Consider the following 11,662-nt stretch of genomic DNA (forward strand, 5'->3'; position numbering starts at 1 on the left):
CAGCGCTCGGCATGGAGGCGGAGCCATGGCAGCCCTAAGCAAAGCACGGCGCATTGTTGTTAAGATTGGTTCGGCCCTGTTGGTTGATCCTGCAGCTGGCGGACTAAAAGCGGACTGGCTTGTGAGCCTCGCAGAAGATGTTGCTCGGATGAAGGCACGGGGGCAAGATGTTGTTCTGGTATCGTCTGGTTCTATCGCTTTGGGACGCGGGGTGCTTGGTTTGCCACCTGCGGAGCTTGCTTTGGAGCAGTCACAGGCGGCAGCGGCTGTTGGACAAATTCGTCTTGCGCGCGCTTATGAAGAAGTTTTGCAGCCACATGGGATCATTACAGGTCAGGTTCTTGTGACGCTGGAAGACAGTGCTGACCGGCGCCGCTACCTGAACTCCCGCGCCACACTTGAGCAGCTATTGAGCCTTGGTGTTGTACCGATTGTGAACGAGAACGACACCGTCGCAACAGATGAAATACGATATGGTGACAACGACCGTTTGGCAGCGCAGGTGGCTGTCACGGTCGGCGCGGACCTTTTAGTCCTCTTGAGTGATATTGACGGGCTTTATACTGCAAGCCCCGCGCTGGACCCTTCGGCAACGCGCTTTGATCGTGTAGAAAAGATCACTCCCGAAATTGAAGCGATGGCAGGGGATGTGGGAACAGGTTTGAGCAAAGGCGGAATGAAGACCAAGCTTATGGCGGCCAAGACGGCTACAGGCGCAGGCTGTGAGATGATTATCGCTTTAGGCTCGCCATTGCGGCCGTTGAGTTCAATTGAAGAGGGCGCGGCACATACGCTCTTTGCAGCCGAAGGCGATCCGCAGGCCGCGCGTAAACGCTGGATTGCTTCAATGAAGCCTCAGGGTCGTATCCTGCTTGATGCGGGTGCCGCGAAAGCGCTTGCGCAAGGAAAGAGTCTTTTGCCGGCGGGTGTGACAGATGTGAACGGGAGCTTCGGACGTGGAGAGCCTGTAGAAATTTGCGACGCGAGCGGCGCAGTGCTTGGGCACGGGCTTGCCCGGTATACTGGCGAGGAAGCGCGTGCGATCAAGGGCCATCAGAGTGACGAGATTGAGGCTATTCTTGGTTATATTGGGCGAGCAGCCCTCATACACAGAGACGATATGGCACTGACCATCTGAAAGGCTACGATCCGATGACACATATTCCCGAGATGATGCAACAGATGGGCCAAAAGGCGCGTGCCGCCGCGGCGGAACTGGCGTTTGCAAGCTCAGATCAAAAACGGGATGCGCTTTTAGCCGCGGCGGAAGCGGTTTGGGCGCAGCGTGAAGAGATCATCGCGGCGAATGCCAAAGATATGGCGTATGGCGCTGAAAAGGGCTTGAGCCCAGCGATGATGGACCGCCTGATGCTGGATGAAGCGCGCGTGCGAAGCATTGTGGAGGGGCTGAAAGCCGTCGCGGGGCAGACCGATCCTGTGGGAGAGATCCTTGAAGAATGGGACCGGCCGTCAGGGCTTCATATTCGTCGTGTGCGAACGCCTCTCGGTGTGATCGGTGTGATTTACGAGAGCCGTCCAAATGTAACCGCAGACGCTGGCGCTCTGTGCCTCAAGGCGGGCAATGCTGTGATTTTGCGTGGTGGATCGGAGGGTTTCCATTCCTCAAGTGCTTTGCATGGCTGTCTCGTTGCAGGTTTGAAAGCGGCGGGTCTGCCTGAAGAAAGTATCCAGCTAGTGCCAACACGTGAGCGCGCGGCAGTAAGCGAAATGCTTACGATGACGGACTATATCGATGTGATTGTCCCGCGGGGCGGCAAGGGGCTTGTTGGCCTTGTACAACGTGAAGCGCGGGTGCCTGTTTTTGCACATCTTGAGGGGATCGTGCATATTTACGTGGATGCAGAGGCGGACCCTGTGAAGGCGCTGAATGTAATTTTGAATGCGAAAACACGGCGCACAGGGATTTGCGGCGCAGCTGAGTGTTTGCTTATCCATAAGGATGTGATGAGCACGATCGGCCAAGGCATTATAAAAGCGCTTCTCGAGGCGGGTGTTGAGGTGCGTGGAGATAAAGAAATTTCGACAATTGAGGGAGTTATACCTACAAGTTCATCTGACTGGGGTTGTGAATACCTTGATATGATCATCGCGGCGAAGACTGTTGGAAGCCTTGATGAGGCGATTGCACATATCCGTGAATTTGGCTCAAACCACACAGATTGCATCCTGACAGAAGATGATGGCGCAGCGGAACGGTTCTTTCAGCGGCTTGATAGTGCGATCTTGATGCGCAACGCCTCAACCCAGTTTGCCGACGGCGGCGAGTTTGGCATGGGCGCGGAAATAGGCATCGCAACAGGAAAAATGCATGCTCGCGGGCCTGTCGGGGCGGCGCAGTTGACGAGCTTTAAATACCTTGTCGATGGTGACGGAACCGTACGTAGTTAGAAGCTAATCAGCAGACTGTTGTCGGCAATTTCAAAACGGACACGGCGCTCTAGTGTGCTGGCGCATTCTGGAAGCATGGCAAATTGGACATCTGCTGGCTCTAAGGTTTTAGGGGCAATACCGCTTGCGAGAGAAGCCCATAGCGCTTCATCTGCGCGCACTAAATTGGCCTGAGCGAAGATATTCCAGGTGTCATCATCACGCTCAACGGTAAGCTGCCCTCCCGTTGGCAATGCGCTTGCTACACAAAGGAGTGCGAGAAAAGCAGCCTGAACCTCTGTGCGAGTGCAGTGGTCTTGAACGTCCCAAGCACAGGTAAGACGCGTGCCCTTATAAAACGCGCCGAGAATGGTGCTGATTTCGGAACGGCCTAGTTTTTGTTCAGCGGAGGACATGCCGAGCGCGACACGATAAAATTTGATGCGGGCATTTGCGCCTGCAACAGAGTCAGAGATGAGCTCGAACTCAGGTGTACTATCGGCACCTGTAAGGGCCACAAGCTCAATGCCATTGGCAATCGCGCCCACAGGGCTGATCAAATCGTGACAAATGCGTGAGGCGATCAGTTTTGCCAGTGAAAGCGGGTCTTGTGCCATATGTTGTCCTTCCTGTAGCGTCTCTTCATGATCGACTTAAACGCTATCCTGGCACCTGGTATGCGAGTGCGCCACCCGCTAATGCCCCACTGGGGGATTGGGCAGGTGCAATCCAACATTGGTGGCAAAGCCACTATTAACTTCCCCGAAGCGGGCAAGGTTGTGATTGACGGAACACGTGTCGAACTGGTGTTGGTTTTAGATGACGAATAGAGATTACCGAAAGGTTAACCTTTCGCGTAAAAATGACTCTTCTTGCACCCAAGCAAGCACGCTCCTAGAAGAGCACCAGAACCGCTAGCGCAAATGAGGGGCCATGAGCGAGCCGCGATTTACAATCAGACTTGCCCAAAGTGAGGCCGACCTATTGGGCGCGCAGCGCCTGAGATATCGTGTTTTTGTCGAAGAGCTTGGCAGTGATGGGGCTCTTGTGGATCACCACATGCGCTTTGAACGAGACAGGTTTGATACGGCCAGTCACCATTTGATTTTGATAGATGAAGCGCGCTGTGCCAAAGCGCCTGATCATGTCGTTGGGGTGTATCGCTTTATGGACCAAGATGGCGCTGCTCAGGCAGGGCAGTTTTACTCTGAAAGTGAATATGACCTGAGCAAGCTCAAGGATTCTGGGCGCACGCTGCTTGAGTTGGGCCGCTCTTGTCTTGATCCAGCATACCGTGGCGGTGCTGCGATGTTTCATTTGTGGAATGCGCTTGCAGAGTTTGCTCAAGAGCATCAGATCGAGCTTATGTTTGGAGTGGCGAGTTTTCATGGTACCGACATAGACAAACTCAGTGCGCCGCTGTCTCTTTTGCATCACCGTCATCTTGCCGCAGATGCGCTGCGTGTCAGGGCTTTGGAAATATCTTTTCAGTCCATGAACTTGATACCAGAAGCAAAAATTGATCGTCGAACCGCAATGCTCGAAGTGCCTGCTTTGATAAAAGCCTATTTGCGGCTTGGGGGTGTGGTGGGTGAGGGGGCGTTTATTGATCGAGACTTCAACACAACAGACGTCTGCCTGATTTTGGACACTGAAGCTATGCCCGCACGCAGCCGCTCAATTTATCAGGGTCGCCAATGACTTGGGAGTCAGATAGCCCTGCCGAAGAAAAATCGATAAGCCCCTTGGGCTGGCTACGCGTTGGTCTGCGGGCTGTTCTTCTCGCACTATTAGTGTTTGGCGGGCTTGCGCTGCTGCTTGCTCTGAGGCTTTTTGAACGGCCCTTGTTTGGATTAAACAGGCCTTGGACGCCATATATAACACAGGTTGTGTGTCGTGGCGCATTTGTAATTCTCGGTGTGGAGCACCGTGCAGAAGGATCGCAAATGAAAGACGCGGGAGCTGTTGTGGCGAACCACAGCAGCTGGCTTGACATATTTACTCTGAATGCACGCAAGCGCGTTTACTTTGTGTCAAAGTCTGAAGTGGCGCGCTGGCCGGGAATTGGTTGGCTGGCACGGGCAACGGGAACCGTTTTTATCAAACGCGATCCACGCGAGGCCAAACTTCAGCAGGAAATATTTGAAGCGCGGTTGCTGGCGGGGCACAAGCTTTTGTTCTTCCCAGAAGGGACATCGACAGACGGCCTTCGCGTTTTACCTTTTAAGCCGACTTTGTTTCAGGCCTTTTTTGCGAAGCCTTTACGCGATCGTTTGTTTGTTCAGCCTGTGACAGTTGTTTATGAGGCCCCCTTTGGCGAGACGGCACGGTTTTATGGCTGGTGGGGAGATATGGATTTTGGCTCGCATCTCTTGAAAACGCTCTCCGCTGGTCGTGGTGGGCGCGTGACAGTAAAATACCACACGCCATTGCGCGTTGCCGATTTTTCAGACCGTAAGGCTCTCGCGAAGGCGGCTGAAGCGGCTGTTCGCAAAGGTATGCCGTTAGAATTTGCTGAGGTGGCAGAGGTTTATCATGCGCGGCGCTAGGCCATGCATGAGACCTAGCTCATGACCGCGTGAAGGCGCGCCAAAGCCGCAACAGGATCATCTGTAGACCAGAGTTCAGTCCCCAAACCGAAGAAGTCTGTCACAGGCGCAAACTTGGCGATCAACTCAGCATCAAGACCCCCCTCAGCCACCACAGGCACTTCGATCACTTGTGACCACCAGTCAAAGAGATCAAATTCCGCCTGAGTGCCATCATCCAAAGAGGTGTCGCCAATCGGTCCAAAGCTGATGTAATCTGCGCCTGCTTCGCCTGCGGCCATGCCATCATGGCGCGATCCAGAGCAGAAGCTGCCGACAATTGCATCTTGACCCAAAGCTTTGCGTGCTTTCGCAACAGAACGGCTTCCATCAGTAAGATGCACGCCATCAAGGCCAAGACGCTCAACAAGCAGGATATGACGCTCAATCACCAAGGCGACATCGCGCGCCATCGTAACTTCGCGCAACGCATCAGCTGCGCGGCAGAGCGTGTCTTCATCATGGCTTGCAAGCGCAAGCCGGACGCAAGCGATCTCATGGGTGTCCAGCACCGAGGCTAGCTGTGATGGAAAACGGCTCAGCTCAAAATCAGGAGGTGTGATCAAATAGATCTGTGGCGTTTCGTCTTGTGCCATATTGGCCTCCTGATTTGGCGTCCGCTCTTCTAGCGCGATTTTTTCGTGTGGCCAAGGGGCTTTGCGGGTATCAGGGTTTGTTGGCTTGGCGCGGGGCACGCTTTCTTCTAGAACGGCGCAAACCGCGAAAGGAACTTTCTTTATGCCCAGCGAAGGTAAGCAGCCTCTGTTTGTTCTTGTACGTCCCCAGATGGGCGAAAACATCGGAGCAGCTGCGCGTGCGATGTGGAACTTCGGATTGGATCGTATGCGTGTTGTAGGACCGCGCGATGGCTGGCCGAATGAAAAGGCAGTTGTTATGGCGTCTGGAGCGGGCCGTTTGCTCGACGAGGCACAGGTGAGTCATAGTCTGGCCGAGGCGCTCGAGGACACCACCTATGTCTTTGCCACAACGGCACGCATCCGGGGGCTCACAAAGCCTGTGATGAGCCCTGAGAGAGCGATGGCGCTGGCCGCAGAGAAGCTTGCCTCTGGCGAGAAAGTCGCTGTGCTCTTTGGACCAGAGCGGGCAGGGCTCGAAAACGAGGATGTCGCGCGAGCCAATGCCCTGATCACTGTGCCTGTGAACCCTGATTTTCCCTCCCTCAACCTAGCGCAATGTGTGCTGCTCACTGCCTATGAGTGGCGTCGCGCTCAAGGAGAGATCAGTCATGAGCGCATGGAAATAGCTCGTGGAGGGGACCCTGCTACAGGAGGAGACATTGAAGCATGGGCCACTCATTTGGAAGAGCGGCTGGATGAACGCGGCTTTTTCTTTCCGTCTGAAAAGGCGGCGAATATGAAAACAAATCTGCGCAACCTCTGGAGCCGTATGCCTTTGACACGGGCAGATGTGCAAATGCTGCATGGCGCACTGCGTCAACTTATCAGGGGCAAAGACAACTAAGGGCGCTTGCAGCCCACCAAGGCGCACCCTAGTTTGAGGCCAAGCGACAGGAAACGAGGAACGACATGGCCGAAAAACGCGCAATATTTGAGGATGTGAGCGGAGAAAAGGGCACGGCGCCTCTGGCTCCGAAGGGCGGAATGATCGACAAGGGGCAGGGCGGTGCTCGCCTTGCTATCCGAGCATGGATCATTCTCTTAGGTGTTTTGGTTTTTGCGATGATCGTTGTCGGGGGACTGACACGGTTGACCGATTCCGGACTTTCGATCACGGAGTGGCGTCCACTGACTGGCGCGCTGCCACCTTTGAATGAGGCGCACTGGCTTTCAGAGTTTGAAAAGTACAAGCAGATCCCCGAATTCCAATTGCAAAACAAGTGGATGGATTTGCACGACTTCAAGGTCATCTATTGGTGGGAATGGGGCCACCGTCAGCTTGGTCGTGTCGTTGGGCTCGTTTGGGCGGTTGGCTTTCTTTGGTTTGCTTTGCGCCGCCAAATTCCGACTGGGTGGACGCCAAGACTGTTGCTTCTGGGCGGCCTCGGAGGGCTACAGGGTGCAATCGGCTGGTGGATGGTATCTTCTGGTCTTACAGGTTCAATGACTGATGTGGCAAGCTACAGGCTCGCAACACATCTTGGCCTCGCGTTTGTGATCATCGGATTTATCACGTGGTATGTGCTGTTGCTCTCGCGTCCCGAGAGAGACTTGATGCAAGCACGTCGCCTGCGGGAGGCGAAACTCTTTTCGCTGGGCACGGGCTGGATGCATTTTGCGTTTTTACAAATATTGTTAGGTGCTTTGGTGGCAGGTATTGATGCGGGTCGTTCTTACACAGATTGGCCGCTGATGGGGGGGCAGTTTGTGCCGCCCAACCCTCTGATGATCGAGCCGATCTGGCGTAACTTTTTTGAAAACCCAGGGCTTGTACAGTTTATTCACCGTATGGCTGGCTATGTGCTTCTTGGATTCACGATCATGATTTTTTTCAAGGCTCGCAAATCAGCCAACCGCACAACAAAATCTGCGTTCTCTCTCGCTGTTTATGTGCTGTTTTTCCAAATTGCTCTCGGGATTTATACGGTTGTCACAGCCGCGCCTTGGCATATCGCGATTGCGCACCAAGCGACGGCAGCATTGCTCTGGGTTTTGATAATTCGCGCGCGCTTTATGGCGCAATACCCACGCGCGTCCTCTATCAGGGAGGGGTAAGAGCATGTCTGCGTATGATGAGTTAATGGCGTTTCAGCGTCAAACAGAAGCGTTGGGGCAAATTGCTGGCCGTCTAGGCTGGGATCAGGAGACAATGATGCCGGAAGAGGCCGCTGGCCAGCGTGCAGAAGAGTTCGCTGCGATGGAATCGGTGCTCCATGCCCGAAAGACCCACCCACAGATTGGGGAGTGGCTTGCTAAGATCGATGCGAGTACACTTGATCCCGTATGTGCAGCCAATGTCCGTCATATTGCCCGTAGCTTTGAGCGCAGCCAGCGTGTTCCAGCTAAGCTTGCCGAAGCCATTGCGAAGCTCAGCTCAAGCGCACAGCGTATCTGGGCTGACGCGCGCGAAAGGGAAGATGTGGCGGCGTTCTTACCAGCTTTAGAAGAGATGATTGCGCTCAAGCGTGATGAGGCCAGTGCTCTCGCTCAGGGCAGTGACGCCTATGACGCACTTTTGGATGACTATGAGCCAGACACCAGCGGCGAGGATGTGGCTGCGACGTTTGCAGCGATGCGTCCGAGGCTTGTCGCGCTGCGCTATAAAGTGATGGACGCGGATCAACCGCCAGAACTCAAGTTTGAGTTTGACGAGCAAAAGCAGATGCGGCTTGCACGGTCTTTGGCGAAGACCTTTGGCTATGACATGCAAAAGGGTCGTCTAGATAAGGCTGTGCATCCCTTTTCTTCAGGGTCAGGCGATGATGTTCGTATCACGACACGCACGGCACTGACTGATCCGTTTAAAAGTATCTATTCTACGATTCATGAGACGGGCCACGCGACCTATGAACAAAACATAGCATCAGAGCACTTGCTCACACCGCTCGGCGGGGGTGTTTCTCTGGGCGTTCATGAAAGCCAGAGCCGTATTTATGAAAACCAATTGGGACGCTCTCGGGCCTTTACGGGCTGGCTTTTTGGAAAGATGAAAGACGCTTTTGGCGACTTTGGAGTGGCGAATGAGGATGTCTTTTTTCGATCCGTCAATCGTCTGAACAAAGGCTACATCCGAACAGAATCTGATGAGGTTCAGTACAATTTGCACATCATGCTCCGCTTTGAGCTGGAGCGAGATGTCATTGCTGGAAAGCTTGAAGCACGCGACCTGGAGGAGGCTTGGAACAGTCGTTTTGAAGCCGATTTTGGCTATGCTGTCGACAAGCCATCCAACGGACTACTACAAGATGTGCATTGGTCTTGTGGGCTTTGGGGGTATTTTCCGACTTATGCGTTGGGCAATGTTTACGCTGGCTGTCTATATGAAGCCTTACGCGTTGCACGACCCAATCTGGACAGTGAGCTCGCGGTAGGAAATGTTTCTGGCGCGACAGAATGGCTCAAAGACGCGGTCCAGATCCATGGCGGGCTTTATCGTCCAACTGAGCTTATTGAGAGAGCGTCGGAAATGGTCCCGAGCGAAGGGCCTCTGCTCGGCTATCTTGAAAGAAAGTTTGGCTAGAAAAGAGCGCCGCAGGTCGAGTCCTGCAGAGCTCTCTTTTGTTCAGCCCTTGCGGCCATCTAAAGAGAATTTACCTGCGCCAGCGATAGCGAGTGCTATGTATCCGCCTGCAAGTGCAAGGTTCTTCAAAAGGTTGTTCATCTGGTTTTGGTCTGATGGGTCAAAGTGATAAAGCAGACCAGAGGCTACGCAGAATGCTGCAAGTGCCAGAGCTGTGGGGCGGGTCATGAAGCCTGCAAGGATTGCAAAACCGGCTAGGATTTCAAAGAGGATCACTGGCCAGGCAAGAAATTCTGGAATTCCGCCAGAGGCCATAAAGCCTGCAAAGCCTTCGACATTGCCGAGTTTACCGATGCCGGCCATGATGAACAGAAGTGACATCAGGATGCGCGCGATTAGAAGAGCTATGTTGATTTGGTGTGTCATTTTATGTCGTTCCCAAGAGTGTGTGGAACGAGAGATAGTTGACTGTGCGTGTTGTGAATACGGGCACGAGCGCGAAGATACTGTGCGTATTTGCACGTTTGCTTGATTTGGCAAAATAAAAAAGGCGTGCATTTAAAACGCACGCCTATTCAGCTCCCAGTGGCCAATCCACAAGTAACACAAACTTGTTACGAGCCCAGTGCTCTCGCCGCCGTGTCACAATGTAAAATTTCGCACAGTATCTGTGCAATTTTGAACAGCCTTCACATTATTCCTCAACAGAGTCTTCAGGCGTATCCTCGTCATCGCTTGGATCGGCGATCCATGCGACAGAGACAACCTCTTCGCCTTTGCCTGTGTTAAATACTTTTACGCCACCTGCACTGCGCGAGCGGAAGGAGATGCCCTCGACAGGTACGCGAATGGATTGTCCTTTTGAGGTTGCCAGCATGATCTGATCCTCCATTTCCACAGGGAAACAAGCGACGATATCACCACCGCGCATGGCCTTGTCCATCGCAGTAACACCCATACCACCGCGTCCACGAACTGGATAGTCATGGCTTGAGCTGAGTTTGCCTGCGCCACCTGTTGTAAGCGTGAGAATGAGGTTTTCCTGCGCTGACATTTCCGCATAACGCTCTTGCGAGATGCTCGCGTTTGCATCCCCCTCGTCGTCGACACCTTCAGCATCATCAGCAAGGCCTGCCATAGCGCGCCGCATCTTTAGGTACGCGGCCCGTTCGTCTGAGCTTGCTTCAAAATGGCGAATAATTGACATGGAAACAACGCGTTGGTCAGGTTGAAGGCGTACGCCACGCACACCCGTAGAGGCGCGGGAGTTAAAGACGCGCACATCCGTTGTCGGAAAACGGATCGCACGACCCCCATTTGTCACAAGCATGACATCATCTTGATCAGAACAGATCCGAGCATTGACCATATGAACTGATCCATCCTCTGGAAGTTTCATAGCTATCTTGCCGTTGCGCATAACGTTTGTGAAGTCTGAGAGGCGGTTCTGTCGAACGTCACCTGCAGATGTCGCGAACATGATCTGAAGCTCGGCCCAGTCTTTCTCATCACGATCAATCGGAAGAATCGCAGCCACGGAAACCCCAGGGGGAATTGGCAGTATATTGACGATTGCCTTGCCTTTGGATGTGCGTGAGCCTTGTGGCAGGCGCCATGTCTTAAGCTTGTAGACCATGCCTTCCGTTGTGAAGAACAAAAGTTGCGTATGGGTATTGGCAACGAAAAGGTTTGTGACAACGTCCTCTTCTTTGGTTTGCATGCCAGACAGACCTTTTCCACCCCGCTTTTGAGCACGGAAGTCTGCCAGAGGCGTACGTTTGATATAGCCGCCTGATGTCACAGTGACGACCATATCTTCGCGTTCGATGAGGTCTTCATCGTCCATGTCGCCCGACCAGTCGACGATTTCGGTACGGCGAGGGACTGCAAAAAGTTCGCGAACTTCTTTTAGTTCGTCAGAAATTATCCCCATGATGCGCTCGCGTGATCCGAGAATTTCGAGGTATTCCTTAATTTTTCCTGCAAGTTCCTCAAGTTCATCGGTGACTTCTTTAACGCCGATTTGTGTGAGGCGCTGCAAGCGAAGCTCTAGGATGGCGCGTGCCTGAATTTCTGAGAGGTTATATGTCCCATCATCATTCACAGGGTGAAGCGGGTCATCGATGAGCTTCAAGTAACCGACAATGTCGCCAGCAGGCCAGCGGCGCTCCATAAGTTTGAACCGTGCTTCAGCGGCATCAGCTGAGGAACGAATTGTTGCTACCACCTCATCGACGTTTGAAACGGCGACAGCCAAACCACATAGGATATGGCTCCGCTCACGTGCTTTCCGCAGCTCATATGCCGTGCGGCGCGCAACCACATCTTCTCGGAAGTCTATGAAATAAATCAAGAAATTACGAAGCGTGAGTTGCTCCGGCCGGCCGCCATTGAGCGCCAGCATGTTACAGCCGAAGTAGGTTTGCATCGGCGTAAATCGAAACAGCTGGTTGAGTACAACTTCAGCAGTGGCGTCGCGCTTCAGCTCGACGACGACGCGGACGCCGTTGCGGTCGGATTCGTCTTGG

General features: G+C 53.5%; 12 protein-coding genes. 8 read left to right on the forward strand and 4 right to left on the reverse strand.

Features of this window, described 5'->3' with window-relative positions:
* Positions 1-25: 25 nt before the first annotated feature.
* Complete coding sequence (gene proB, locus P8O11_RS05445) at positions 26-1,138, forward strand: glutamate 5-kinase (protein ID WP_300292490.1); 1,113 nt, start codon at positions 26-28, stop codon at positions 1,136-1,138.
* A 14-nt stretch (positions 1,139-1,152) separates the two neighbouring features.
* Positions 1,153-2,409 (forward strand): glutamate-5-semialdehyde dehydrogenase, encoded by a 1,257-nt coding sequence (locus P8O11_RS05450; RefSeq protein ID WP_300292471.1) that lies wholly within the window; start codon positions 1,153-1,155, stop codon positions 2,407-2,409.
* On the opposite strand, the gene P8O11_RS05455 is transcribed toward P8O11_RS05450, so the two are convergent.
* Positions 2,406-3,005 carry a histidine phosphotransferase family protein gene (locus tag P8O11_RS05455; protein WP_300292472.1) on the reverse strand — a complete coding sequence of 200 codons (600 nt, stop codon included), beginning with the start codon at positions 3,003-3,005 and terminating at the stop codon, positions 2,406-2,408. The two genes, P8O11_RS05450 and P8O11_RS05455, sit on opposite strands and share 4 nt — an antisense overlap.
* Before the next feature lie 27 nt (positions 3,006-3,032).
* On the opposite strand from P8O11_RS05455, the gene P8O11_RS05460 reads away from it, so the two are divergent.
* From P8O11_RS05460 to P8O11_RS05470, 3 genes are all read left to right on the forward strand, one after another.
* The gene (locus P8O11_RS05460) at positions 3,033-3,218 is read left to right on the forward strand and encodes a DUF3553 domain-containing protein (RefSeq protein ID WP_300292473.1); all 186 of its coding nucleotides are present in this window, start codon (positions 3,033-3,035) and stop codon (positions 3,216-3,218) included.
* A 103-nt stretch (positions 3,219-3,321) separates the two neighbouring features.
* Positions 3,322-4,089, forward strand: a complete 768-nt coding sequence (locus P8O11_RS05465) for a GNAT family N-acyltransferase (protein WP_300292474.1) — start codon at positions 3,322-3,324, stop codon at positions 4,087-4,089.
* Positions 4,086-4,937 carry a 1-acyl-sn-glycerol-3-phosphate acyltransferase gene (locus P8O11_RS05470; protein WP_300292476.1) on the forward strand — a complete coding sequence of 284 codons (852 nt, stop codon included), beginning with the start codon at positions 4,086-4,088 and terminating at the stop codon, positions 4,935-4,937. The genes P8O11_RS05465 and P8O11_RS05470 overlap by 4 nt, the downstream gene beginning before the upstream one ends.
* A 14-nt stretch (positions 4,938-4,951) precedes the next feature.
* Here P8O11_RS05470 and P8O11_RS05475 read toward each other — a convergent pair whose 3' ends face one another.
* Positions 4,952-5,572: a thiamine phosphate synthase gene (locus P8O11_RS05475; protein ID WP_300292478.1), complete on the reverse strand. Its 621-nt coding sequence runs from the start codon at positions 5,570-5,572 to the stop codon at positions 4,952-4,954.
* Positions 5,573-5,714: 142 nt separating this feature from the next.
* Between P8O11_RS05475 and P8O11_RS05480 the strand changes: the two genes are divergently transcribed.
* The 3 genes from P8O11_RS05480 (at position 5,715) to P8O11_RS05490 (ending at position 9,134) form a co-directional block, all read left to right on the forward strand.
* Positions 5,715-6,458 carry an RNA methyltransferase gene (locus tag P8O11_RS05480; RefSeq protein WP_300292480.1) on the forward strand — a complete coding sequence of 248 codons (744 nt, stop codon included), beginning with the start codon at positions 5,715-5,717 and terminating at the stop codon, positions 6,456-6,458.
* A gap of 65 nt (positions 6,459-6,523) precedes the next feature.
* Positions 6,524-7,669: a heme A synthase gene (gene ctaA / locus P8O11_RS05485; RefSeq protein WP_300292482.1), complete on the forward strand. Its 1,146-nt coding sequence runs from the start codon at positions 6,524-6,526 to the stop codon at positions 7,667-7,669.
* A gap of 4 nt (positions 7,670-7,673) precedes the next feature.
* On the forward strand, positions 7,674-9,134 hold the full coding sequence (locus P8O11_RS05490; protein ID WP_300292484.1) for a carboxypeptidase M32: 1,461 nt from the start codon (positions 7,674-7,676) through the stop codon (positions 9,132-9,134).
* A gap of 42 nt (positions 9,135-9,176) precedes the next feature.
* Here the strand turns inward: P8O11_RS05490 and P8O11_RS05495 are convergent, their stop codons facing one another.
* Positions 9,177-9,560, reverse strand: a complete 384-nt coding sequence (locus tag P8O11_RS05495) for a DoxX family protein (protein ID WP_300292486.1) — start codon at positions 9,558-9,560, stop codon at positions 9,177-9,179.
* Between the two features lie 268 nt (positions 9,561-9,828).
* The coding region (locus P8O11_RS05500) for a DNA gyrase C-terminal beta-propeller domain-containing protein (RefSeq protein WP_300292488.1) at positions 9,829-11,662 on the reverse strand (1,834 nt) is incomplete at its 5' end.

The sequence above is a fragment of the Lentibacter sp. genome (assembly GCF_029254145.1).
In the GTDB taxonomy this organism is placed as follows: domain Bacteria; phylum Pseudomonadota; class Alphaproteobacteria; order Rhodobacterales; family Rhodobacteraceae; genus Lentibacter.